General features: G+C 69.7%; 25 protein-coding genes. 17 read left to right on the forward strand and 8 right to left on the reverse strand.

The window, feature by feature from the left end:
- Nucleotides 1–9: 9 nt before the first annotated feature.
- The 4 genes from ABZ896_RS20640 to ABZ896_RS20655 all read left to right on the forward strand — a co-directional run bounded on the left by ABZ896_RS20640 (nt 10) and on the right by ABZ896_RS20655 (nt 2,789).
- Nucleotides 10–801 carry an SDR family oxidoreductase gene (locus ABZ896_RS20640; RefSeq protein WP_360930742.1) on the forward strand — a complete coding sequence of 264 codons (792 nt, stop codon included), beginning with the start codon at nt 10–12 and terminating at the stop codon, nt 799–801.
- 89 nt (nt 802–890) lie between these two features.
- The gene (locus tag ABZ896_RS20645) at nt 891–1,223 is read left to right on the forward strand and encodes a carboxymuconolactone decarboxylase family protein (RefSeq protein ID WP_360930744.1); all 333 of its coding nucleotides are present in this window, start codon (nt 891–893) and stop codon (nt 1,221–1,223) included.
- Between the two features lie 66 nt (nt 1,224–1,289).
- Nucleotides 1,290–1,706, forward strand: coding sequence for a cupin domain-containing protein (locus ABZ896_RS20650; RefSeq protein WP_360930747.1), 417 nt, complete (start codon nt 1,290–1,292; stop codon nt 1,704–1,706).
- Nucleotides 1,707–1,754: 48 nt separating this feature from the next.
- Nucleotides 1,755–2,789, forward strand: a complete 1,035-nt coding sequence (locus tag ABZ896_RS20655) for a zinc-dependent alcohol dehydrogenase family protein (protein WP_360930750.1) — start codon at nt 1,755–1,757, stop codon at nt 2,787–2,789.
- Between the two features lie 94 nt (nt 2,790–2,883).
- Here ABZ896_RS20655 and ABZ896_RS20660 read toward each other — a convergent pair whose 3' ends face one another.
- The 3 genes from ABZ896_RS20660 to ABZ896_RS20670 all read right to left on the reverse strand — a co-directional run bounded on the left by ABZ896_RS20660 (nt 2,884) and on the right by ABZ896_RS20670 (nt 5,138).
- Complete coding sequence (locus ABZ896_RS20660) at nt 2,884–3,762, reverse strand: helix-turn-helix transcriptional regulator (protein ID WP_360930753.1); 879 nt, start codon at nt 3,760–3,762, stop codon at nt 2,884–2,886.
- Nucleotides 3,763–3,858: 96 nt separating this feature from the next.
- Nucleotides 3,859–4,242 carry a nuclear transport factor 2 family protein gene (locus tag ABZ896_RS20665; protein ID WP_360930756.1) on the reverse strand — a complete coding sequence of 128 codons (384 nt, stop codon included), beginning with the start codon at nt 4,240–4,242 and terminating at the stop codon, nt 3,859–3,861.
- Entirely contained in the window at nt 4,239–5,138 is a 900-nt protein-coding gene (locus tag ABZ896_RS20670) for a helix-turn-helix transcriptional regulator (protein WP_360930759.1), read from the reverse strand. The genes ABZ896_RS20665 and ABZ896_RS20670 overlap by 4 nt, the downstream gene beginning before the upstream one ends.
- 179 nt (nt 5,139–5,317) lie before the next feature.
- Between ABZ896_RS20670 and ABZ896_RS20675 the strand changes: the two genes are divergently transcribed.
- The 8 genes from ABZ896_RS20675 (at nt 5,318) to ABZ896_RS20710 (ending at nt 15,652) form a co-directional block, all read left to right on the forward strand.
- Nucleotides 5,318–6,289, forward strand: a complete 972-nt coding sequence (locus ABZ896_RS20675) for an aldo/keto reductase (RefSeq protein WP_360930762.1) — start codon at nt 5,318–5,320, stop codon at nt 6,287–6,289.
- A gap of 65 nt (nt 6,290–6,354) precedes the next feature.
- Nucleotides 6,355–7,785 carry an MFS transporter gene (locus tag ABZ896_RS20680; protein WP_360930765.1) on the forward strand — a complete coding sequence of 477 codons (1,431 nt, stop codon included), beginning with the start codon at nt 6,355–6,357 and terminating at the stop codon, nt 7,783–7,785.
- Nucleotides 7,782–8,168: a DUF2255 family protein gene (locus ABZ896_RS20685; RefSeq protein ID WP_360930768.1), complete on the forward strand. Its 387-nt coding sequence runs from the start codon at nt 7,782–7,784 to the stop codon at nt 8,166–8,168. Before ABZ896_RS20680 ends, ABZ896_RS20685 begins: the two co-directional genes overlap by 4 nt.
- Nucleotides 8,169–8,200: 32 nt before the next feature.
- A complete protein-coding gene (locus tag ABZ896_RS20690; protein ID WP_360930771.1) occupies nt 8,201–9,244 on the forward strand; it encodes an NAD(P)-dependent alcohol dehydrogenase in 1,044 nt (347 codons plus the stop codon).
- 117 nt (nt 9,245–9,361) lie between these two features.
- Entirely contained in the window at nt 9,362–10,765 is a 1,404-nt protein-coding gene (locus ABZ896_RS20695; RefSeq protein ID WP_360930774.1) for an MFS transporter, read from the forward strand.
- A gap of 42 nt (nt 10,766–10,807) precedes the next feature.
- Nucleotides 10,808–11,854 carry an NAD(P)-dependent alcohol dehydrogenase gene (locus ABZ896_RS20700; RefSeq protein WP_360930777.1) on the forward strand — a complete coding sequence of 349 codons (1,047 nt, stop codon included), beginning with the start codon at nt 10,808–10,810 and terminating at the stop codon, nt 11,852–11,854.
- A gap of 41 nt (nt 11,855–11,895) precedes the next feature.
- Nucleotides 11,896–13,482 carry a Na+/H+ antiporter gene (locus tag ABZ896_RS20705; RefSeq protein WP_360930780.1) on the forward strand — a complete coding sequence of 529 codons (1,587 nt, stop codon included), beginning with the start codon at nt 11,896–11,898 and terminating at the stop codon, nt 13,480–13,482.
- A gap of 781 nt (nt 13,483–14,263) precedes the next feature.
- The gene (locus ABZ896_RS20710; RefSeq protein WP_360930783.1) at nt 14,264–15,652 is read left to right on the forward strand and encodes a hypothetical protein; all 1,389 of its coding nucleotides are present in this window, start codon (nt 14,264–14,266) and stop codon (nt 15,650–15,652) included.
- A 161-nt stretch (nt 15,653–15,813) separates the two neighbouring features.
- Here the strand turns inward: ABZ896_RS20710 and ABZ896_RS20715 are convergent, their stop codons facing one another.
- The 3 genes from ABZ896_RS20715 to ychF all read right to left on the reverse strand — a co-directional run bounded on the left by ABZ896_RS20715 (nt 15,814) and on the right by ychF (nt 17,908).
- A complete protein-coding gene (locus tag ABZ896_RS20715; RefSeq protein WP_360930786.1) occupies nt 15,814–16,227 on the reverse strand; it encodes a PIN domain-containing protein in 414 nt (137 codons plus the stop codon).
- A complete protein-coding gene (locus ABZ896_RS20720) occupies nt 16,209–16,493 on the reverse strand; it encodes a hypothetical protein (protein WP_360930788.1) in 285 nt (94 codons plus the stop codon). Before ABZ896_RS20720 ends, ABZ896_RS20715 begins: the two co-directional genes overlap by 19 nt.
- A 326-nt stretch (nt 16,494–16,819) precedes the next feature.
- Complete coding sequence (gene ychF / locus ABZ896_RS20725; protein WP_360930791.1) at nt 16,820–17,908, reverse strand: redox-regulated ATPase YchF; 1,089 nt, start codon at nt 17,906–17,908, stop codon at nt 16,820–16,822.
- Between the two features lie 208 nt (nt 17,909–18,116).
- Between ychF and ABZ896_RS20730 the strand changes: the two genes are divergently transcribed.
- Nucleotides 18,117–18,632 carry a DUF6542 domain-containing protein gene (locus tag ABZ896_RS20730; protein WP_360930794.1) on the forward strand — a complete coding sequence of 172 codons (516 nt, stop codon included), beginning with the start codon at nt 18,117–18,119 and terminating at the stop codon, nt 18,630–18,632.
- Between the two features lie 55 nt (nt 18,633–18,687).
- Here ABZ896_RS20730 and ppgK read toward each other — a convergent pair whose 3' ends face one another.
- A complete protein-coding gene (ppgK, locus tag ABZ896_RS20735) occupies nt 18,688–19,431 on the reverse strand; it encodes a polyphosphate--glucose phosphotransferase (RefSeq protein ID WP_360930797.1) in 744 nt (247 codons plus the stop codon).
- 101 nt (nt 19,432–19,532) lie between these two features.
- Nucleotides 19,533–20,543, reverse strand: coding sequence for a 4-hydroxy-3-methylbut-2-enyl diphosphate reductase (locus tag ABZ896_RS20740; RefSeq protein ID WP_360930800.1), 1,011 nt, complete (start codon nt 20,541–20,543; stop codon nt 19,533–19,535).
- 107 nt (nt 20,544–20,650) lie between these two features.
- Between ABZ896_RS20740 and ABZ896_RS20745 the strand changes: the two genes are divergently transcribed.
- The 4 genes from ABZ896_RS20745 to ABZ896_RS20760 all read left to right on the forward strand — a co-directional run bounded on the left by ABZ896_RS20745 (nt 20,651) and on the right by ABZ896_RS20760 (nt 24,236).
- Nucleotides 20,651–22,024, forward strand: a complete 1,374-nt coding sequence (locus ABZ896_RS20745) for an APC family permease (RefSeq protein WP_360930802.1) — start codon at nt 20,651–20,653, stop codon at nt 22,022–22,024.
- 49 nt (nt 22,025–22,073) lie between these two features.
- Entirely contained in the window at nt 22,074–23,282 is a 1,209-nt protein-coding gene (gene xseA / locus ABZ896_RS20750) for an exodeoxyribonuclease VII large subunit (protein ID WP_360930805.1), read from the forward strand.
- 9 nt (nt 23,283–23,291) lie between these two features.
- Entirely contained in the window at nt 23,292–23,537 is a 246-nt protein-coding gene (locus ABZ896_RS20755) for an exodeoxyribonuclease VII small subunit (RefSeq protein WP_360930807.1), read from the forward strand.
- A gap of 108 nt (nt 23,538–23,645) precedes the next feature.
- The gene (locus tag ABZ896_RS20760) at nt 23,646–24,236 is read left to right on the forward strand and encodes a malonic semialdehyde reductase (RefSeq protein ID WP_360930810.1); all 591 of its coding nucleotides are present in this window, start codon (nt 23,646–23,648) and stop codon (nt 24,234–24,236) included.
- Nucleotides 24,237–24,291 lie beyond the last annotated feature (55 nt).

Raw genomic sequence — 24,291 nt, forward strand, 5'->3', positions numbered from 1 at the left:
GAAAGACCCATGACCAACGCACCCCTCACCGTCCTGGTCGTCGGCGCGACCGGCAGCATCGGACGCCTCGTCGTGGCCGAGTCGATCGCGCGCGGGCACACCACTCGTGCCCTGGTACGCGACGCCGGGACCGCCCGCCACCGGCTTCCCGCCGAGGCGCAGCTCGCCGTAGGCGACGTCACGCGGCCCGAGACACTTCCGCAGGCTCTGGCCGGCGTCGACGCCGTCGTCCTGACACTCGGATCCCACGGTGGCGCGCACTCCTCGCCGGAGAACGTCGACTACGCCGGAGTCCGCAACGTCCTCGCCGCCCTGTCCGGGCAGCGGCCCCGCATCGTGTTGATGACCGCCATCGGTGTCACCGCGCGCGGCAGCGCGTACGACCACCTGCTCGACTGGAAGCGCCGCTCGGAACGGCTCGTGCGCGCCAGCGGTCTGCCTTACACGATCGTGCGTCCGGGCTGGTTCGACATGAACGCCCCCGACGAGCGCCGCCCGGTCTTCCTCCAGGGAGACACCCGGCGCTCGGGCTCACCGTCCGACGGTGTCATCGCCCGCGAGGACATCGCCCAGGTTCTGGTGCAGGCACTCACGGCTCCCGAGGCCGTAACCCGCACCTTCGAACTCGTAGCGGAACACGGCCCCGCCCCGCGCGACCTGGGTCCGCTGTTCGCCGCGCTGGAGCAGGACGCGCCCGGCGCCCTGGACGCGGTCCGAGACGAGGACAACATGCCGCTGTCGCAGGAGCCGCAACGTGTCCGCGACGACCTCGACGCCGTCAGGGCCCTCGCCGGCGCCTGACCAGGCGGCCGGCCGACGGGCACCCTCACCCCGGCTTCTGCAATCGCCAGACAGCCCCGACACCATCCTGAAAGGCAGCACACCTGCCCATGGCAGAGAATCAGACCCCCGCGCAGGCGCTGATCGGCGACACCGCTCCGAAGCTCGTCGAGCTGACCGACGACGTGCTGTTCGGCGACGTGTGGGCCCGCGAGGAGTTGTCCCCGCGCGACCGGAGCCTGATCACCGTCACCGCGCTGGTGGCCCTGTACCGCAACGAACAGCTCGGCTCGCACCTGCGTCGCGCCCTGGACAACGGCCTGACCAGGGAAGAGCTGGCCGAGGCCATCACTCACCTGGCGTTCTACGCCGGATGGCCCAGCGCCATGAGCGCCATCACCCAGCTCAAGGCCATCGTCGAGAGCCCGACCACACCCAGCTGATCCGGCCCGGCCTGCGCACGCTCCCCCCACCCGGAAAAACCCGGGAAAGACCCCCGGAAGACAACCATGGAACTGCTCAAGCACCCGCCCACCGCCAAGGCACCCGCCGACTGGTTCACCGGCGACGTCTGGTTCGACGTGATCTACGCCGGCGAGGAGCCGTCCCGGATGCGCGCCAACATGGTGCGCTTCTCCCCGTGCGCCCGCACCGACTGGCATTCCCACGCCAGGGGCCAGACCCTGCACATCGTCTCCGGCACCGCCCTGATCGGCACCCGCGACGGCACGGTCATCGAAGCGCACCCCGGCGACACGGTCCACACCCCGCCGGGCGAGGAGCACTGGCACGGCGCCACCGCCGACCACTTCATGACCCATCTGGCTCTGTGGGAGGGCACCGGCCCGGACGGCGGCCCGGAGACCACCTGGCTGGAGAAGGTCGACGACGCCGAGTACGGCGCGCCCCGCAGCCGCACCCGCTGACACCCCCTTCCGACACCCCCTCTCATCCCCCCGAACCGGAAGAAGATCATGCGAGCAACACTGATGTACGGCGCCGGCGACGTCCGCGTCGAGAACGTGCCGGACCCGAAGATCCAGCAGCCCACCGACGCGGTCGTGCGCGTGCTGCGCTCCTGCGTCTGCGGCAGCGACCTGTGGCCCTACGGATCGATGCCTGCGGAGGAGCACGGCTCGCGCATGGGCCACGAGTTCCTCGGCGTCGTCGAGGACACCGGCTCGGAGGTGTCCACGCTCAAGCGCGGTGACCTCGTGGTCGCGCCGTTCGTCTGGTCGGACAACACCTGCGAGTTCTGTCGCGAGGGCCTGCACACCTCCTGTCTGCACGGCGGTCTGTGGGCACGCGACGGCATCGACGGCGGCCAGGGCGAGGCGGTACGCGTCCCGCAGGCCCAGGGCACGCTGGTCAAACTGCCGGTCGCGGAGGACTCCGCCCTGCTGCCCTCGCTGCTCACCCTGTCCGACGTGTTCTGCACCGGCCACCACTGCGCGGTCACCGCGGGCGTCGGGCCCCGTACGACCGTCACGGTCGTCGGCGACGGCGCGGTCGGCCTGTCCGCCGTCCTCGCGGCCAAGCGGCTCGGCGCCGAGCGGATCATCCTGATGGGCCGGCACAAGGACCGCACCGACCTGGGCCGGGACTTCGGCGCCACCGACGTCGTGGCCGAGCGCGGCGACGAAGGCGTCGAGCGGGTCCGCGAACTGACCGGTGGCCACGGTACCCACACCGTGCTCGAATGCGTCGGCACCCTGCCCGCCCTGCACATGTCGATCGGCGCGGTCCGCCCCGGCGGCACCATCAGCCGGGTCGGCGCCCCGCAGTACGGTGAAGTCCCCCTGGGATTCCCGGAGTTCATGAACAACATCACCCTCACCGGCGGGGTCGCCCCGGCCCGCGCCTACATCGAGGAGCTGCTCCCGGACGTCCTGGAGGGCCGTATCGAGCCGGGCCGTGTCTTCGACCGCACCGTCGGCCTCGACGAGACACCCGACGGCTACCGCGCCATGGCCGACCGGGAGGCCCTGAAGGTGCTCATCAAGCCGTAGCGCGCGGCTCGGCACTCAAAGCCCCTGCGGGTCTCGTTCCGCAGGGGCGCTGGTGTCACACTCGGGAAAGAAGCCCGAGTTACTCGTCCTGTTCTCAGCCGGCCGGGACAGGCTCGCGGTCGAGCCGGACCATCACGTCGTACTCCGGTGTTCCGGGGGCCACGTGGTAGGCGACCAGGCGCTGACCACTGGTCCCGTCCGGCTGGAGCGAGTGATAGCCGAAGGTGAAGGTGCCGGCCTCGGGGTGGTGGAACGTCTTGGTGCCGTGGCTGTGGCCCTTGACGTCGTAGCGCTCCCACAGCCGGACGAAGTCCGGGCTCTTGGCGAGGAGTTCCTCGACGAGGTCGGTCAGGTCGGGGGCGTCCGGTTCGATGCCGGAGAGGGCGCGCAGGCGGGCGACGCAGCCGCGGATCTGGTTCTCCCAGTCGTCGAAGAGGACGCGGGCGGTCGGGTGGAGGAAGACGTAGCGCACGATGTTGCGCTGTCCCTGCGGCCAGTCCTCCAGACCGGCCATCAGCCGCAGCCCGCCGGGGTTGGTGGCGATCAGGTCCATCGTGCGGCTGACGATGTGCGCGGGGTAGGGGCGCATGCTGTCGAGCAGCAGCTGAAGCCCCGGGTCCACGGTCCGCGCGAGCACGTCGGCCGGCGGTGCCGCCGCCGCACCGCGGGCGGCGCACGCAGCCAGTTCGCGCAGATGCCTCACTTCCGCGTCTCCCAGCAGCAGCGCGGCGCTGAGTGCATCGAGGACGGAGGGGCTGGGGTGGGTCTCCCGGCCGCGCTCCAGCCGCGTGTAGTAGTCGATGCTCACTCCGGCCAGAGTGGCCAGTTCCTCCCGGCGCAGGCCCGGAGTGCGGCGCAGGCCGGCTCCCTCGGGGAGGCCCACGTCGGAGGGGGTGACCCGGGCACGGCGGGCCCGCAGGAAGCTCCCCAGTTCACTGCCGGTGTTCCTGCTTTTGTGGTGCTCAGGTGCCATACGCCCCAGTGTGGCAGCCGCGTGAGGAGGGTGGCAGCCGTGTGGGGGGCCGTGTCACACCCTGGAACACCGCTGCCAGGCGGGGCAGGACAGGTGTCACCAGGTGGTGGCGACTGCCCGGTGCGCAGTCCAGGCATCGCCCTGCCATGCGTAGTCGATGGTCAGGCGCAGCCGCCAGTCGGCGTGTGTGCCGTACACGGTGGCGTCTGCCACGACCCGTCCTACGAGACGGGCGGCATCTCCTTCGGTCTCCACAGTCACGTCATTCTCGCGGATCGCGTGGTAGACGAACTGTCCGGCGCGCATCTGCGCGAACCACTCCACCTTCGGCTGCACGTACCCGGTGATGTGCGTCAGGGTGAAGCCGCTGTCCAGCAGATCGTCGAGAGTGCCGGTGTCGCCGTCCGTCATCGCTTGGAGGTACGCGCGGAAGGCCCTGATGACCTCGTCGTGATCGGTGGGGGCGGGAGGAGTGCTCACAGGTGATGCTCCGCCTTCGCCGCGCCGGCTGCTGACGTCTGCGAGCCGAGGATGTCCAGGAGGACGAGGGCGTCGTACTCCGGTGTGCCCGGCTCGGCGTAGTAGGTGACCAGGCGCTGGCCGGGTGTGCCCTCCAGTTCCATGGACTGGTAGCCGAGGGTGAGGTCGCCGACCTCGGGGTGGTGGAAGGTCTTGCGGCCGTGGGAACGGCCCCTGACGTCGTAGCGCTCCCACAGTCGGGCGAAGTCCCGGCTTTTGACGAGGAGTTCACCGGCCAGTCGGGTGAGGTCGGGGGCGTCGGGGTCGGTTCCCGCCAGGGTGCGCAGGCGGGCGACGCAGCCGCGTACCTGGTTGCCCCAGTCGTCGAAGAGGTCGGGGGCGACGGGGTGGAGGAAGGCGTAGCGGGCGATGTTGCGCTCCTTGACCGGCCAGCTGTCCATACCGGCCAACAGCCGCAGTCCGCCCGGGTTGTGGGCGAGCAGGTCCGTCGTGCGGCTGAGCACGTGCGCGGGGTACGGCCGCAGGCCCTCCACCAGCAGCTTCACACCTGGCCGTACCGTCCTCGACGGCGTGGTCGGCTGTTCAGGGGTACCGCGGCCGGCGCGTGCGGCGAGGGTACGCAGGTGATCGTGTTCGTCTTCCTCCAGGCGCAGGGCGCGGGCGAGGGCGTCCACGACACTGGCGCTGGGCCGGGTTTCCCTGCCGCGTTCGAGGCGGACGTAGTAGTCGACGCTGATGCCGGCGAGGGTGGCCAGTTCCTCGCGGCGCAGCCCGGGGGTGCGCCGTATCCCGGAACCTGCCGCGAGCCCGGCCTCGCCAGGGGTCAGCCGGGCGCGGCGGGCGCGCAGGAAGCGCCCCAGCTCGGTGCCCTCGTCGGAGGGGGTCTCACGTGTCATGCACTCCAGTGTGGACACACCGTGACCTGCGTGGGAGGCATCTGAGGGGCCCTGTCACTCCCCCGAACACCGCTCCCCGGCACCATGCGGCCTGCCACCGAAGCGCTCCGGCACGAAGAGTGGGTGGTGCGGGAGTTGTGCCGCGACTGGGCACCCCGCACGTCGAACGGAGCACCACCATGAAGCACATCAGGCTCGGCGAGCTGGAAGTCTCCCGGATCGGTCTGGGCGCGATGCCCATGAACGCCTTCTACACCGGCAAGGACACCGACGAGGCCGAGGGCATCCGCACCGTCCACCGGGCCATCGACCTGGGCATCACCCACATCGACACCGCCGAGGTGTACGGCCCCTTCACCAACGAGGAGTTCGTCGCCAAGGCCCTCAAGGGCCGCCGCGACCAGGTGGTCCTGGCGTCCAAGTTCGGTTTCGTCTCGCACACGGGCCGTGAAGGTCTCGACAGCAGCCCCGCCAGCATCCGCGTCGCCGTCGAAGGGTCCCTGAAGCGGCTGGACACCGACCACATCGACCTCTACTACCAGCACCGCGTCGACCCGGACACCCCGATCGAGGACACGGTCGGCACGCTCGCCGAGCTGGTCGCCGAGGGCAAGATCCGCTACATCGGCCTGTCCGAGGCCGCGCCCGCCACCATCCGCCGCGCTCACGCCGTGCACCCCATCACCGCCCTGCAGACCGAGTACTCGCTGTGGTCGCGTGATCCCGAGGCCGAGATCCTGCCGACGACCCGCGAGCTGGGCATCGGCTTCGTCCCCTGGTCGCCGCTCGGACACGGCTTCCTGACCGGCGCGATCCGCTCGACCGACTGGTTCGCCGACGACGACTTCCGCAGGAACAACCCCCGGTTCCAGCCCGGCAACTTCGAGAAGAACCTGCGGATCGCGGACGAGGTCAAGGCCGTCGCCGACGAGGTGGGCGCCAGCCCTGCCCAGGTGGCGCTGGCCTGGCTGCTCGCGCAGGGCGACGACATCGCCCCCATCCCGGGCACCAAGCGGGTCGTACACCTGGAGGACAACGCCGCGGCCGACACCGTGGAACTCACCACCGAGCAGATCGCGAAGCTCAGCAGCCTCGCCCCGGCTGCCGGTGAGCGCCTGGACGAGCAGTCCATGCAGTTGTCCAACCGCTGACCTCGGAACACCGCCCGTCGGCATCCGAAGACCCTCCCCGTTCCGTTTCATCAGGAGACCTGCACGTGTCCTCATCCCTCGCCTCGGCCCCGCACACCGGGAGCGCAGCCCGGCCTCAAGGGGCTGGATGGGCGCTGGTGGCTGCGCTGCTGGGCTTCTTCGTGATGACGCTGGACGCCCTGATCGTCAACGTCGCGCTGCCGGAGATCGGCCGCGGCTTCGGGGGCGGCATCACGGGGCTGCAGTGGGTGGTGGACGGCTACACCCTCATGTTCGCCGCGCTCCTGCTGTCCGCAGGCTCGATCACCGACCGCGTCGGAGCCCGCCGGGCGTTCGGCGTCGGACTCGCGGTGTTCGTCGCGGCCTCCGCCGCCTGCGGCTTCGCACCGAACCTCGGGGTGCTGATCGGCGCCCGCCTGGTGCAGGGCGCGGGCGCTGCGGTGATCGTGCCCGCATCGCTGGCCCTGCTCCGCGAGGCGTACCCGGATCCGGCCCGGCGTGCCCGGGCGATCTCGGTCTGGGCGATGGGCGGCTCTGTCGGCGCAGCGGCCGGTCCCGTGGCCGGTGGCGTCCTGAGCCTGGTCGACTGGCGGATGATCTTCTTCGTCAACCTCCCGGTCGGCGTGCTGGCGCTCCTCCTGCTCACGCGGACCACACCCTCGCCGCGTCGAGCCGGCACCGGGTTCGACTGGGCGGGCCAGGTCAGCGCGGTCGCGGCGATGGGCGGCCTGACCTACGGAGCCATCGAGGCCGGGGCGTCCGGCTTCACCGCGCCCCGGGTGCTGATCGCCTTCGGTGTCGCCGCGCTCGCCGGTGCCCTGTTCCTTGTGACGCAGGACCGCGGCAGGCACCCGATGGTGCCGCTGCCGCTGCTGCGGGCCCGGACGATGCTCGTCTCGGCAGGCGTGGGCTTCTCCCTGAACGTCGGCTTCTACGGCATGGTCTTCCTGCTCAGCCTCTACCTCCAGCAGACCCGGGGCCTGTCCTCGCTCGCGACCGGCATGGCGTTTTTGCCGATGACGCTGCTGACCGCCTTCATCAGCCCCAGCGCGGCCTGGTTCGCCGCCCGGTTCGGCCAGCGGATGCCAGTGGTCACCGGGCAGCTGACGATGGCCGCCGGACTGCTGGTCCTGGGCCTGGTACCGGCATCGGCGCCGACCTGGCTGATGGTCCTGCTGATGATCCCGGTCGGCGCAGGAGGCTCGCTGGCCGTCCCGGCCCTGACCGCCCTGCTGCTGGACCGGGTCCCGGCCGAACGCGCCGGCACCGCGAGCGGCGTCCTCAACGCCTCCCGCCAGGTCGGCGGCGCCCTGGCCGTCGCCGTCTTCGGCGCCCTGACCGCCCGCCACGCCGGCTTCGTCCACGGCATGCACGCCAGCCTGCTGTCCGCCGCCGCGCTGGTTCTCGCCACCGCGGCCACGAGCGTGCTGCTCAGGCCAGGCGCCGCTGCCCAGCCCACCCCCGCCAAGCACCTCGAAAGGGAGGCGGCCGCATGACCACCACGACGACCTGGACAGACGACGAACTCGACCGCATCGGCCACGCCGAGGAACTGGAGATCGCCTCACTGCGGCGCGACGACACCCTCAGCAGCCGACGGACCATCTGGGTCGTACGCCTCGGCGACGACATCTACGTCCGTTCAGTCAACGGCCCCGGCTCCGACTGGTACCGCAGCACCCGCGTGCGCCAGGAGGGCCGGATCCAGGCCGGAGGCGTGACCAAGGACGTCACCTTCGTCGACGCCGACGAGGAGACCAACGACGTGGTCGACGCCGCCTACCGCTCCAAGTACGGCCACTACGCCGCCCACATCATCCAGGCCATCACCAGCCCTGAGGCGAGCTCCACCACGATGCAGCTCGTGCCTCGGGCCTGAGAAGCACCGACCCAACCCTCACAGGAGAAACCGTGTTCACCGTCAACGCCTACGCCGCGACGTCCGCAACCGCACCGCTCACCCCCACGACCATCGAGCGCCGTGACGTCGGCCCGCACGATGTACTGATCGACATCAAGTACGCGGGCATCTGCCACTCCGACATCCACCACGCACGCAGTGAATGGGGCCCGACGACCTACCCGGTCGTCCCCGGCCACGAGATCGCCGGCATCGTCACCCAGGTCGGCTCCGAGGTCACCAAGTACGCCGTCGCGGACCGTGTCGGCGTCGGCTGCATGGTCGACTCCTGCCGCGAGTGCGAGCCCTGCAAGCGCGGCGAGGAGCAGTACTGCCAGAACGGCAACACCCTCACCTTCGGCTCTCTCGACGCCGACGGCACCCTCACCCAGGGCGGCTACTCGACCCATGTCGTGGTCAACGACGACTTCGTGGTCCGTCTCCCCGAGGGCATCGGCCTGGACGAGGCGGCCCCGCTGCTGTGCGCGGGCATCACCACCTTCTCGCCGCTGCACCGCTTCGGCGCCGGCCCCGGCAAGAAGGTCGCCATCGTCGGCCTGGGCGGCCTCGGCCACATGGCTGTCAAGTTCGCCCATGCCATGGGCGCCGAGGTCACCGTCCTGTCGCAGTCGCTGAAGAAGATGGACGACGGCCTGCGCCTGGGCGCCGACCACTACCACGCCACCAGCGACCCGGCCACGTTCGAGCAGCTGGCGGGCACCTTCGACCTGGTCGTCAACACGGTCAGCGCCAAGCTCGACCTGGACGCCTACCTCGGTCTCCTCGCCGTCGGCGGCACGATGGTCAATGTCGGTGCCCCGGCCGAGCCGCTGTCTCTCAGCGTGTTCTCGCTGATCATGCAGGGCCGCACCTTCGCCGGCTCCCTCATCGGCGGCATCCGCGAGACACAGGAAATGCTCGACTTCTGCGCCGAGCACGCCATCGGCGCCGAGGTCGAGGTCATCTCCGCCGACAAGATCAACGAAGCGTACGAGCGGGTCCTCGCGTCCGATGTCCGCTACCGCTTCGTCATCGACACCTCGACGCTGGGCTGATCCGAAACCCGGCCCCGCAGACCGCCCCGTACGGGGAGCAGATCCCCCGTCAGCCTCCCCGTACGGGGCACACCACCACGCCCACGTCCACCCCCGCGACCGCAGGAGCGTCCCCGCATGTCCCTCCCTGCCACCCCGGCCAGACCGCAACCTGTCGAGCCAGATTCACGGCGGGGCAGCGGTTCTCCTGCCGCCGCCCTGACGGCCGCGGTCGTCGGCTTCTTCGTCATCACCCTCGACGCACTTGTCGTCAACGTGGCGCTGCCCACCATCCGCGACGACCTCGGCGGCGGAGTGACCGGACTTCAGTGGGTGATGGACGGCTACACCCTGATGTTCGCCGCCCTGCTGCTCTCCTCCGGTTCCCTGGCCGACCGCATAGGTGCCCGCCAGGCGTACGGCGCGGGGTTCGCACTGTTCATCGCCGCCTCGGCCGCCTGCGGACTCGCTCCCAGTCTCGCCGCGCTCGTCGCGGCACGGCTGGTGCAGGGGCTGGGAGCCGCGCTGATGCTGCCGGCGTCCATGGCGCTGATCCGCGAGGCGTATCCCGACCAGGCGAAGCGGGCCCGGGCCATCTCGATCTGGGCGATGGGCGGCGCTGTCGCCTCCGCGGCCGGCCCCGTCGCGGGCGGGTTCCTGACCGAACTCAGCTGGCGGGCCATCTTCTTCATCAACCTGCCGGTCGGCGTTCTGGCGCTCTTCCTCTTCTCCCGGATCGCCCGCTCCCCGCGCCAGGAGGCACCGCTCGACTGGACCGGACAGATCACCGCCGTCGTGGCCATGGGCGGCCTGACCTACGGCGTGATCGAGGCCGGTGCCGACGGGTTCGCGACGGCCCGCGTGCTGGTGGCCTTGGGGTTGGCGGTGCTTGCCCTCGCGGTGTTTCTCACGGCACAGGCGCGCGGCCGGCACCCGATGGTGCCGCTGAACCTGTTCCGCTCCCGCACCGTGGTGATCCCTCTCCTCGGCGGATTCGCCTTCACGGTCGGCTTCTACGGGCTGGTCTTCCTCCTCAGCCTCTACTTCCAGGAAGAGCGCGGCCTCACCTCGCTCGGTACGGGCCTCGCCTTTCTGCCGATGACGATCGTGACCGCGTTCATGAACCTCGTCGCCGCCCGCGCGGCGCGGCGCTTCGGGGTCCGGGTACCGCTCGCGGGCGGCCTGTTCCTCATGGCCGTCGGCCTGGTCGTGCTGTGTGCCGTACCCGCATCGACCGCGACCTGGCTGATGAGCCTGCTCATGGTCCCTGTCGGCGCCGGCGGCGCCCTCGCCGTGCCCTCACTGACCGCCGTACTCCTGGACAGCGTCCCGGCCGAACGCGCCGGAACGGCGAGCGGCGTACTCAACACGTTCCGGCAGATGGGCGGCGCCCTGGCCGTGGCCGTCTACGGCGTACTGATCACTCGCAGCGGTGTCCTGCACGGGATGCGAGTCAGCCTCTTGATCTCCACGGCTCTGCTGCTCGCGGTCGCGCTGGCAGGCGCCCTACTGCTGAAGCCCGCCGCCCGCAAGCAGCTCTGACATCCCGCCAGTCAACCGCACCCAACCCGAACGGACATGGCCATGCTGAGCGTCCCCGCGTATGCGGCCACCTCACCCACCGAGCCCCTCGCCCCGGCAACCGTGGAGCGTCGGGACCTCGGCTCTCGGGACGTCCTGATCGACATCAAGTACTGCGGCATCTGCCACACCGACATCCACTGGGTGCGCGGCGACTGGGGAGGGAAGGACTACCCGGTCGTCCCCGGCCACGAGATCGCCGGCGTCGTCGCCGAAGTCGGCCCGGAGGTCAACAGGTATGCCGTCGGCGACCGCGTCGGAGTCGGCTGCATGGTCAACTCCTGCCGCCAGTGCGCGCCTTGCCGCGCCGGAGAGGAGCAGTACTGCACCCAGGGCACCGTGCTCACCTACGGCTCCATCGACCGGGACGGCACGCTCACCCAGGGCGGCTACTCCACCCACGTGGTCGTCGATGAGGACTTCGTCCTGCGGATCCCCGAGGGCATCGGTCTCGACGAGGCGGCCCCGCTGCTGTGCGCGGGCGTCACGACGTACTCTCCGCTCACCCGCTGGGGCGCGGGGCCCGGCAAGAAGGTCGGCGTCATCGGGCTCGGCGGCCTCGGCCACGTGGCCGTCAAGCTCGCCAAGGCGATGGGCGCCGAGGTGACCGTCCTGTCCCGCACCCTCGTCAAGAAGGATGACGGCCTGCACCTGGGAGCCGACCACTACTACGCCACCAACGACCCGGCTACTTTCGAGCAGCTGGCCGGCACCCTCGACCTGATCGTCAACACGGTCAGCGCCGAACTGGACGTCGACGCCTACCTCTCACTGCTGACCGTCAACGGCACCCTGGCCATCGTCGGCGCCACCCCGAAGTTCTCCCTGGACCGCTCCAGCCTGGTTCGCAACCAGCGCGCTTTCGCGGGCTCGGTCATCGGTGGCATCCGCACCACCCAGGAAATGCTGGACTTCTGCGCCGAGCACGGGGTGGGCGCCGAAGTCGAGGTGATTCCGGCGGAGAAGATCAACGAGGCGTACGACCGCGTCCTCGCTTCCGACGTCCGCTACCGCTTCGTCATCGACACCTCCACCCTCACCACCCCATAGACGCGAACGTCGTCGATTTCTGATCCACCCGGAGGCATACGGTGCTCGGTCTCGAACTGGTCGTGGTCCTCGGACTGGCGGTCCTGCTGGCCGAAATCATCGGCCAGCGCGTGAAGGTCGCCCCGCCGGTCCTGCTGCTGATCATCGGTGCCCTGGTGGGCTTCGTCCCCGCCCTGCGCCACGTACACCTGCCGCCCGAGGCGGTCCTGCTGCTCTTCCTGCCCGTCCTGCTGTACTGGGAGAGCCTGACCACCTCACTGCGAGAGATCCGCCGGGACCTGCGCGGCATCGTGCTGCTCAGCACCGTGCTGGTCATCGGCACCGCCGGCGCCGTCGCCGTCGTGGCACACGAGCTGGGACTGCCCTGGGGTCCGGCCTGGGTGCTCGGTGCGGCCGTGGCCCCCACCGATGCCACCGCCGTCGGTGTCCTCGCGAGGGCGCTGCCACGCCGCAACGTCACCCTGCTGCGGGCCGAGAGCCTGATCAACGACGGTACCGCCCTCGTCGTCTACGGCCTCGCCGTCGGCATCACCGTCGGCGAGGAACACCTCACCATCCCGCACGTCGGCTGGCTGTTCCTCGTGTCCTATCTGGGAGGCGCCGCCGCCGGAGCACTGACCGCATGGCTGAGCATTCGCCTGCGCCGCGTCTTCGACAACCCGCTGCTCGGCAACGTGGCCGCGATCCTGACCCCGTTCGTCGCCTTCCTGCTCGCGGAACTCGTCCACGCCTCCGGCGTCCTGGCCGTCGTCGTCGCCGGACTGATCATGAGTCAGGCCGGGCCGCGCATGGTACGGGCCGCCACCCGCCGCCAGGCGGAAGAAGTCTGGTCGCTGGCCACCTTCCTGCTCAACGGCTCCCTCTTCGTCCTCGTCGGCTTGGAGGCGCAGTCGGCCGTGCGCGGCCTGACCGGTACCGATCTGAACAAGGCCCTGATCGCCGTCGGTACGGTCTCGGCGGTCGTTGTCGCCGCCCGCTTCGCGTTCCTCTTCACCGTGCCCTATCTCATCCGCCTGCTGGACCGCCGCCCACAGCAACGGCTGCGCCGCATGACCTACCACCACCGCGTCGTCAGTGCCCTGTCGGGCTTCCGGGGAGCGGTATCGCTGGCGGTCGCTCTGTCCGTACCGGCCACCGTGGACTCCGGCGCGCCCTTCCCCGGACGGGACACCATCGTCTTCGTCACCTCCGGAGTCATCGTCACCACGCTCGTCGTGCAGGGCCTCCTGCTCCCGGCCGTGATCCGCTGGGCCCGCCTGCCCCACGACACCTCCGTGCGAGATGAACGCTTCCTCGCCGAGACCACCGCCACCGAAGACGCGATCAAGGCACTCGACGACGTGGCCGCCGAACTCGGCACCCATTCCGACGTCGTCGAGCGCACACGGCAGGAATACGAGACCCACCTTCAAGTCCTGCGCGCAGGCGGCGGCGAGACCGACGACGAGGACACCCTGCGCCACGACCGGCAGTACACCGCCCTGCGCCTGGCCATGCTCGCCCGCAAACGCGCCACCATGCTGCGCCTACGCGACAACCACGAGATCGACGACACCGTGCTGCGCCAGGTGCAGCGGCAACTCGACATCGAGGAAGTCCGCCTGTCCCGGCGCCCAACGCCCGAATGACGTGAGGGCCCGAACGAATGAGCAGGGGCAACCTGACGGAGTAACCACTGTCAGATCACGACGAATACGCGGCCGCCCTTGTTCGATTGTCCAGTTATGAACGACCAGGACCTCTCCTTTCTTCGCAGGGGTGGGGGTGAACTGCGTAGATATTCACACTCATCCACCACCGGTCCGCGGCAGATCACAGTGGCTCGGGCATGCGCGGCTCGGACGTATTGCATGGCGATATAGGGGGACGGGCCGAAGCCGCCTCGCCTACCCTCCTACATACTCTGACCTGCCCCCCCCAAGGCACCTGACACCCCATCAGAACAAGCGTCAAATGAGCGTCAAGATATCGCCCGAAACACGCACATCGAACATAATGCGCACACACAAAACCGCAGGTCAGGAGCCCTTTACGGCCGGTTCAAGGATCGCGATGCACTCCACATGATGCGTCATCGGAACAGCGTCACCCCCAACGCCTTCCTCTCTTCGGCCAGGAGAGCCGCCGGGCCCTCGACCCTCACCGCACCACCCGGATTCGCAAAATCTCCTGCGCCGACGGCAAGAAGCGCCGTGCACACCGCACCCCAAGTCAGTTCACTCAAGACCCGATCAACGACTCTGAACCCAAGCCGTTTCGCATCAACACCAGGAAGAACTGTTCTCGCCGTAAACGCGCCTTCCAGTACCTCTCATCCGAACGAGGGATCCTCTCAGCCCGCCCTGAATTCCCCGAGAGGCAGCGGGCATTGCTTCCGGGGCAGCGCACTCAGGAACGGCGGGAGGCTACATGCACCAGGACCTCAACGAGCGGCAGCAGGCCGTACTCGACTGGGTGGGCCAGGGATGTCCCGACGGAGTCTGGCCGGACAGCACGTACAAGACCAGCGGACAGGCCCTGCAGAACCGAGGGCTCATCATAATCACCAAGCGCCGCGGGCATTGGAGCGCCCACCTCACCGAGAAAGGGCGGCAGCATCTCACCAAGCGCGGCATCCGCCCCGTGGAGCAGAGCACCCGACCGCCGGAACGGCCCGCCCGAAAACCGGCACCGCCGCACCCCAGAGCCGTGCCGAAGGCCCGTAAGAACTATGCGGACCAACTGCTCGAAGAACTGGCTGCGAACGGTGGTTGTCTCATCAAGCCCCTCGAATCCGGCCCGCACGCGGTGAATTGGGCGTCACGGGTCAACGCCGCCCGCAAGTCCGGCAAGATCCCCCACACGCAGGAACTCTACGGATACCGCACCCACCGCGGCTACGAAATCAAGCTGGTCGACATCCCTGCCTGGCGCCTCGCGGAACTCACCCCGCTCCATGTGCCGGCCAGACTCACCAAACCCCATGCCGTCGTGGCCGCCCTCCAAAAGCAGCCGCAGCCCATGGGCCTGACCAAACCCCTCCAGGGCCGAGCCCTGCGCATCATCCAGACCCTCATCACCGCCACCGAAGCACAAGGCCACAAGGCAGCGCTCGGAACCACACAAGGCGCTCCCCCACCCCATCGGCGCCGTAAGGCGCCACCGCACTTCACCATCACCGCCCAAGGCGAAAGTGTCGGATTCCTCATCCTTCAAGAACAGGACCGCAGCGAACACATTCCCACTGACAAGGAACTCGCCGACGCCAAGAAGCACTCATGGATGCGCATCGCCCGCTTCGACTACACCCCCTCCAGCCGCCTGCGTTTCATGCTCCGCGGCGGCAGCCCGCACCGCGCCAGCGAATGGACCGACCTCCCCGACCGGCCTCTGGAAGAACAACTCGCCGAGATCGTGCAAGAGGTCGGCCTCCGCGGCGAAGCCGCGGAACGTAAACGCCTTGCAGACCAGCAAGCCAGAGAGGTACAGCAAAAGCGCTGGGAAGCCGCCATGCAGGAAGCCCGCGCCACCTACGCCCACGCCTACCGCGTCAAACACCTCGGAGAACAGGCAGACGCCTGGTACCAGGCCAGCCGCCTGACCGAATACATCGCAGCAGTACGCGACCACGCCACATCACTGCCGCCCGGGCAGGAGCAGACCGAGATCGAGGAGTGGCTCGCGTTCGCGGACGCGCACCTCCAACACCTCACCGAATCGGTCTCAGCGCCGAAACTGCCCAACCCGCCGAAGCCCAGCGGCGACGACCTCAAGCCCTTCCTCGGCCACTGGAGCCCCTACGGACCCCGCTCCTACTGAGCCTTGGCTCCGCCCGCGCCCTACGGAATTCACCAATTGGCGGAAGAGCGGCAATGTAGCGGCGGATCGCCGGTTACCGAAACCGGTGAGCCGCCGAACACTGGTAACTCCGCCGCCACTCACTGAGCAGCCATCGAAAGGCAGAAAGCGGACCAGGGAAATCACACCGCCACAAGCCGGACCCTCTCACCGCACAGCTTGGCCATGTCGTCAATATCGGAAGTCAGAATGACCACGGGGCGGTGCTGTCGCAGCGCAGCTTCGGCAACGGCCGCATCGATCGCGTACTTGTGCCCGTGCAACCCGGCATTCATCAGCAACTTCGAGGCCGCCCTCGCCTCCTCGTCACCGACCGGGACGACCCGCAGCCCGGAAAGCACCCAGCTCAGGCGGGACTTGTTCGTACGGACGTGGACGACTTCGATGATGGTGAGCGCACTGATCACGACCTCCATGCCGCGCGAGCGCGCCTCAGCGATCAGAGCCACCACCTGCTCGTCGTCGGCGAGCAGCTTCGAGAGTCCCTCGCTGTCTAGGACCAGCGTCCCCTCGTGACTCAGCCTGCGGCGGGCCACTCGGCCTCCTCGGCGAACACCTCGTCGAAGACCTGCCGCGCCCGCTGACGAACCGGCTCGGAGACCGGCCCCTTGCGGCTCTCGTAGTCCGCCAGGTACTCGTCCAGGACCTGCCCGCGCAGCTCACGCTCGACCGCCTCGGCGATGAACGCGGAGAACTCCCGCTTCCCCACCCGCGCCCGGATCGCCTCCGCAGTCCCCTCCGGCAGCGACAGGCTCACCCGCGTCGCCGGGCCTTCCCCGATGCTGTACGTCGTCTCACCCATACCCCGAGTGTGTCAAACGAGTAGGAAAAGCGCCACGGGTCGAATCTGCACGGGCCCCGGAGTCGTGAAGAGGCTGTACGGATGGAGCCCCACCCGCCCTCTTGTCGCATCGGGAGATCGCTGCGCGAAACCCAGCACGGGCTTCTCATCCCATCCCAGCACGATCCCAGCACGGTAGGGATGAGCAGGGGTGATGACAGGTGACGAGGGGTCAGCTATCCCAGCACCATCCCAGCACGGGAAAAACAAGGGGCCCGACCCCGAAGAGCCGAGCCCTCCCTGACCTGCATGTTTGCCAGATCAGCGACGTGGTGATATGTCAGCCGCTACACGTTGAAGCGGAACTCCACCACATCCCCGTCCTGCATGACGTACTCCTTGCCCTCCATCCGGGCCTTGCCCTTCGCGCGGGCCTCGGTGACCGAGCCCGTTTCGATCAGGTCGGCGAAGGAGATGACCTCGGCCTTGATGAAGCCCTTCTGGAAGTCCGTGTGGATGACGCCGGCCGCCTCGGGGGCCGTCGCACCCCTCTTGATGGTCCAGGCGCGGGATTCCTTGGGGCCGGCCGTGAGGTACGTCTGCAGGCCGAGGGTGTTGAAGCCGACCCGGGCGAGGGTGGCCAGGCCCGGCTCCTCCGCGCCCACCGACTCCAGCAGCTCCATCGCGTCCTCCTCGTCCAGCTCCGCGAGGTCCGCCTCCAGCTTGGCGTTGAGGAAGATCGCCTCGGCGGGGGCGACCAGGGCGCGCTGTTCGGCCTTGAAGTCCTCGTCGACCAGCTCGTCCTCGTCGACGTTGAAGACGTAGAGGAAGGGCTTGGTGGTGAGGAGGTGCAGGTCGTGGAGGAGTTCCTCGTTGCCGGAGCCCTGCACGATGCCCGCCGAGAAGAGGGTGTCGCCCTTCTCCAGGATCTCCTTCGCCGCCTCGACCGCCGCCACCTTGGGCGCCACGTCCTTCTTGATCCGCGACTCCTTCTGGAGCCGCGGCAGGACCTTCTCGATGGTCTGCAGGTCGGCGAGGATCAGCTCGGTGTTGATCGTCTCGATGTCGTCCTTGGGCGAGACCTTGCCGTCGACATGGACGACGTTCTCGTCCTTGAAGGCCCGGATGACCTGGCAGATCGCGTCGGACTCACGGATGTTCGCGAGGAACTTGTTGCCCAGGCCCTCGCCCTCGGACGCGCCGCGCACGATGCCCGCGATGTCCACGAAGTCGACCGTCGCCGGGAGGATCCGCTGCGAGGAGAAGATCTCGGCCAGTTTCGCGAGGCGCGGGTCGGGAACTCCCACGACGCCGACGTTCGGCTCGATCGTGGCGAACGGGTAGTTGGCCGCCAGCACGTCGTTCTTGGTCAGGGCGTTGAACAGGGTCGACTTGCCGACATTCGGCAGACCGACGATTCCGATCGTGAGCGACACGTTGCGACTTCCCGTACGTGAGGAGGCGTGAGGTGAGACCTGGGCGGTCGGGCGGGCCCCGGGGCCCGAATCCGGCGCTGGGGGCCGATCCACCAGTCTACGGCGTGCCGCGTCCCCCTCCGGCGCCCCGTTCGAACGCTTGGCCAAGGTCCGCCCCTCGGCGTGTCCGAGCAGCGATTCACCACATAAACCGACCTAAGTTGGTCCAATGGAGCAACACAGGACGCGATCCCCGTACGACGGAACGCGACGCGGTACCCCGGGAGCGCCCCTGCCCGCACAGGCCCGCGGCGGCCGTACCTCTCTCGCCCGCCGCCCCGCGCCTCCCGTGGTCCGGACCCTGCGGCAGCTGCCCAACCCGCGGCTCACCGGGCTCGGCGGCGGGCTGTTCTGCACGGCGCTGATGTGCGCGCTCGGCTTCCTCGACTCACTGCTGTTCGGCTCGTCGCTCACGGCGTACGGCGTGCTGTTCGTGCCGGTGAGCGTGTTGACGGCGGTGTGGATCCGGCGGGCCGACCTGCTCACGGCGCCGGTCGTGGTGCCGATCGCCTTCGCCGTCGGCCTCGTGCCCGTCGCGGAGAACGGCGGCGGGACCTCGGGCCGCCTGATGGGCCTGTTCACCGCCCTCGCCACACAGGCCGGCTGGCTCTACGGCGGCACCCTGCTCGCCGGCCTCATCGCGCTGGCGCGCAGGATCCGCATGATCCGCCGCCGCTCCCGCTGAGCCCCAGCCCCAGCCCCAGCCCCAGCCCCAGCCCCAGCCCCAGCCCCAGCCAGAACTACCCCTGCACCGCTCTCATCGCCGCCCCCACGATCCCCGCGTTGTTCTGAAGCTGCGCCGGGACGATCTCCGCCTCGATGCCCTCGATGAGCGGCAGGAACTTCGGGGACTTGCGGCTGACCCCGCCGCCGATGATGAACAGCTCGGGCGAGAACAGCATCTCTACATGGGCGAGGTACTTCTGGACGCGGCGGGCCCAGTGCTCCCAGGTGAGGTCCTCGTCCTCGCGGGCCTTGCTGGAGGCGCGCTTCTCCGCGTCGTGGCCGTGCAGTTCCAGGTGGCCCAGCTCGGTGTTGGGGACCAGGACGCCGTCGACGAAGACGGCGCTGCCGATGCCGGTGCCGAAGGTCAGCAGGATGACGGTGCCCTTGCGGTCCTTGCCCGCGCCGAAGTTCACCTCGGCGACGCCCGCCGCGTCGGCGTCGTTGACCACCGTCACCGGCAGGCCGCCGAGGCGCTCGCCGAGCAGCACGCGCGCGTCCACGTCGACCCAGCCCTTGTCGACGTTGGCCGCCGTACGGATCGTCGATCCGCCGGTGACCACGCCCGGGAAGGTGACCCCGACCGGGCCCGTCCACCCGAAGTGGTCGACGACCTCCTTCACGCCGTCGGCCACCGCGTCGGGCGTCGAGGGCTGCGGGGTCAGCACCTTGTGGCGCTCCTGGGCGAGGTCGCCCTTGTCGAGGTCCACCGGGGCGCCCTTGATCCCTGAACCGCCGATGTCCACACCGAAGATCTGCATGGCCCTACGTTACGACGGACGACTGACAGTCACTCCCCGAGGGGCCCACAGCGAGACGCCCACCGCTCCGGTCGCACCCGGAGAGACGGCCGCAGCCCAGGTCACTCCCCGGAGGTCCCCGTGCGCTCCGCGATCAGCGCCGCCGCCTCCTCGCGCAGGTCCCGGCGCAGTTCCTTCGGGAGCGAGAAGGTGATGGACTCCTCGGCCGCCTTCACCAGCTCGACGTCGCCGTAGCCGCGCTGCGCCAGCCACTCCAGGACGTCCTCGACCAGCACCTCCGGCACGGACGCGCCCGAGGTCACGCCGACCGTGGTGACGCCCTCCAGCCAGGCCTCGTCGATCTCGGACGCGAAGTCCACCAGATACGCCTCGCGGGCGCCGGCGAGCTTGGCGACCTCGACGAGCCGCACGGAGTTGGAGGAGTTCTTGGAGCCCACCACGATGACCAGCTCGGCCTCGGCGCCCATCTGCTTGACCGCGAGCTGACGGTTCTGTGTGGCGTAGCAGATGTCGTCGCTGGGCGGGGAGATGAGCTGCGGGAACTTCTCCTTGAGGGCGTCGACGGTCTCCATGGTCTCGTCGACGCTGAGGGTGGTCTGGGAGAGCCAGACGATCTTCGACGGGTCCCGGACCTCGACCTTGGCGACATCAGCCGGACCGTCGACGAGCTGGATGTGGTCGGGGGCCTCGCCGGAGGTGCCGATGACCTCCTCGTGGCCCTCGTGCCCGATCAGGAGGATGTCGTAGTCCTCGTTGGCGAAGCGCACGGCTTCCTTGTGGACCTTGGTGACCAGCGGGCAGGTCGCGTCGATGGTGGCGAGCCTGCCGCGCGCGGCCTCCTCGTGGACGACGGGCGCGACGCCGTGCGCGGAGAACATCACGATGTTCCCCTCGGGGACCTCCTCCGTCCGCTCGACGAAGATGGCCCCCTTCTTCTCCAGGGTCTGGACGACGTACTTGTTGTGGACGATCTCGTGCCGGACGTACACCGGAGCGCCGTACTGCTCCAGGGCTTTCTCGACGGCGATCACGGCGCGGTCCACACCCGCGCAGTAGCCCCGGGGGGCGGCGAGCAGGACACGGCGGCCAGACGAAGCAGTCATGTGTCCCATCGTAAGGCCGCGTTCGGGGGGCCAAAGATCGCGTGCCGGTGACCGTCCCGGGAAGACTGGAACTCGGATGTGAGGGGTGGGACGGGCGAGGGACAGGCGGAGGCGAGATGTCCGGTACCGGCACGGCGGATCCCACGGCCGTCGAGGACCACGGCGACCTGCGGCGCAGCCTGGGTTTCCGGGACCTCGTCGTCTACGGGCTGCTGTTCATCGCGCCCATGGCGCCCGTCGGCGTCTACGGCACCCTGGACGCCAAGTCGCACGGGGCGGTCGCGCTCGTCTACGTGGTCGCCACGGTGGCGATGGCGTTCACCGCGTTCAGTTACGCACAAATGGTGCGAGTCGTCCCCCAGGCGGGGTCGGTGTTCGCCTACGCGCGCGTGGGGCTCGGCAGGGAGGCTGGGTTCGTCGCGGGCTGGATGGCGATGCTGGACTACCTCCTCATCCCGGCCGTGGCGTACCTGTTCTCCGGCATCGCGATGAACTCCCTGGTCCCCGAGGTCTCCCGCTGGGTGTGGACGGCGCTCGCGGTGGTCGTGACGACCCTGCTGAACCTGTGGGGCGTCCGGGCGGCGGCCCGGGTCGGTTTCCTGGTGCTGGCGATGGAGATCGCCGTCCTGCTGGTCTTCACCGTGTCCGCGCTCGTCGTCCTCGCGCGCGACGGCGCCGAACGCGGCTGGCTGTCGCCCTTCACCGGGGACGGCACCCAGGGCGCGTTCGCGCTGTCGGCGGTGCTCGGGGCGGTGTCGGTGGCCGTCCTGTCGTATCTCGGCTTCGACGCGATCGCCTCCTTCGCCGAGGAGGTGACGGGCGGCTCGCGGAAGGTCGCCCGCGCGGTGCTGTTCTGTCTGGCGCTCGCCGGTGTGCTGTTCGTGGGGCAGACCTATCTGGTGGCGCTCCTGGAACCGACGACGTCCGCCGAGTTCGCGGCGGACCCTGGCCGGCAGGGCACCGCGTTCTACGACGCCGTGGACGCCTCGGTCGGCACCTGGCTGCACGATCTGGTGGCGGTGAGCAAGGCGATCGGCGCGGCCTTCGCGGCGCTCGCCGGACAGGCCGCGGCCGGACGGCTGCTGTTCGCGATGGGCCGTGACCGGCGGCTGCCCAGAGCGCTCTCCAGGACGGACTCGGGCGTCCCGCGCGTGGCGCTGCTCTGCGCGGCCGTCATCACCCTGGTCGCGGCGGTGTGGGCGGCCCGCCGGGACGACGGCATGGACCACCTGGTCTCGGTGGTCGACATCGGCGCGCTGACCGCCTTCACGCTGTTGCACGCGAGCGTGGTGGGCTGGTTCGCGGTACGGCGCCGGGGCGGACCCGTGGTGTGGTGGCGGCACGTGCTGGTGCCGGTCGCGGGCGCGGCGATCACGGTGGCGGTGATCGTGGAGGCGTCGCGGACGGCGCAGGTGGTGGGCGCGGTGTGGTGCGTCGTGGGGCTGCTGGTGCTGGCGGGACAGCGCGCGAGGCCGGAAGTCTCCTCCTAGTCACGGCCGGTGACGGTGCGTTGTCACACCCGGCCGTTACGCTCGCGGCATGGCTATGAACACCTCGCCCGAGACCCCGCTGCCCGTCGGCGAGGTCTCGCGGCTCATCGGCGGCTGGATCGACCGCCTCGGCGCCGTCTGGGTCGAGGGGCAGATCACCCAGCTCTCCCGGCGCCCGGGCGCCGGCGTCGTGTTCCTCACGCTGCGCGACCCGTCGTACGACATCTCCGTGAGCGTGACCTGCTTCCGGCAGGTCTTCGACGACGTCGCCGACGTGGTGAGCGAGGGCGCGCGGGTCGTCGTCCTGGCGAAACCGGAGTGGTACGCGCCGCGGGGCCAGCTCTCGCTGCGCGCCACCGAGATAAGGCCGGTCGGCGTCGGTGAGCTGCTGGCGCGCCTGGAGCAGCTGAAGAAGTCGCTCGCCGCGGAGGGGCTGTTCGCGGCGGAGCGCAAGAAGCCGCTGCCGTTCCTGCCGCAGCTGATCGGGCTGGTGTGCGGGCGCGCCTCGGCCGCCGAGCGGGACGTCCTGGAGAACGCCCGGCACCGCTGGCCGGCCGTCCGCTTCGAGGTGCGCAACGTCCCGGTGCAGGGGGTGCACGCCGTGCCGCAGGTCGTGCAGGCGGTCAAGGAACTCGACGCGCTCGACGACGTGGACGTGATCATCGTGGCGCGCGGCGGCGGCAGCGTGGAGGACCTTCTGCCGTTCTCCGACGAGCAGTTGGTGCGCGCGGTCGCCTCCTGCCGTACCCCCGTGGTCTCGGCGATCGGGCACGAGCCGGACACCCCGCTGCTGGACTACGTGGCCGACCTGCGGGCCTCCACGCCCACGGACGCGGCGAAGAAGGTCGTACCGGACGTCGGGGAGGAGTACGAGCGGGTGCGGGCCCTCAGGGACCGCGCGCGGCGCTGCGTGGAGTCCTTCCTCCAGCGGGAGGAGCGGGGCCTGGCGCACGCGCTCGCGCGGCCGTCGATAGAGGACCCGCACCGCATGATCGACGAGCGCGCCGACCATGTGGCCTCCCTGACCGACCGGGGCCGCCGCACCCTCGGCCACCTCCTCGACCGCGCCGACTCCGAGCTGTCGCACACGCACGCACGCGTGGTGGCCCTCTCCCCCGCCGCGACCCTTCAGCGCGGGTACGCCGTGCTCCAGAAGGCGGACGGACAGGTGGTGCGGGCGCCGGACGAGGTGACGGCGGCGGAGACCCTGCGGGCGCGGGTCGCCGAGGGCGAGTTCAGTGTCAGTGTCGATGCATAGGGTGGGCGGATGACCAGCAAGGTGGCGGAAGAGGCGCTCGGCTACGAGCAGGCGCGGGACGAACTGATCGAGGTCGTACGGCGGCTGGAGGCGGGCGGCACGACCTTGGAGGAGTCCCTCGCGCTCTGGGAGCGCGGCGAGGAGCTGGCGAAGGTGTGCCGACGCTGGCTGGACGGGGCGCGGGCGCGCCTGGACGCGGCGCTGGCGGAGGAGTCCGACCAGGAAGCCGCGGAGGAGGAGTCGGACCGGGCCTGATCGACGACGCGCTGTGAGTCGGATCACCACACTCCACTTTTGATTGAACTTTGAACTTCTCGGGCTTAGTGTCGGTTACACCTACCCGCTTCATCCGAGAAGGCCGATATGTCCCTCGTTCTCGACCCCGCCGCCCAGGACCTGCTCTTCCGCGAGGCCCGTACCGCGAACACCTTCGCCGACGAGCCGGTGACCGACGAGCAGGTCCAGGCGATCTACGACCTGGTCAAGTACGGCCCGACGGCCTTCAACCAGAGCCCGCTGCGCATCACCCTGGTCCGCTCCGCCGAGGCCCGCGAGCGCCTGGTCCAGCACATGGCCGAGGGCAACCAGCCGAAGACGGCCACCGCCCCGCTGGTCGCGATCCTCTCCGCGGACAACGAGTTCCACGAGGAGCTGCCGCAGCTCCTCCCCCACTTCCCGCAGGCCAAGGACCTCTTCTTCAGCGAGCGCCCCGCCCGTGAGGGTGCCGCCGGGCTGAACGCCGCCCTCCAGGCCGCGTACTTCATCATCGGCGTCCGCGCCGCCGGCCTCGCCGCCGGTCCCATGACCGGTCTGGACTTCGAGGGCGTCCGCAAGGAGTTCCTGGACGACGACCACACCCCGCTGATGGTCGTCAACATCGGCAGGCCGGGCGAGGACGCCTGGTTCCCGCGCTCCCCGCGCCTCGCCTACGAGGACGTCGTCACCACCGTGTGAGATGGCCGACACGGAGAGGGCCCCGGCTGTTGATCGGCCGGGGCCCTCTTCTTCG

The sequence above is a fragment of the Streptomyces sp. NPDC047072 genome (genome assembly GCF_040643855.1).
Taxonomy (GTDB): domain Bacteria; phylum Actinomycetota; class Actinomycetes; order Streptomycetales; family Streptomycetaceae; genus Streptomyces.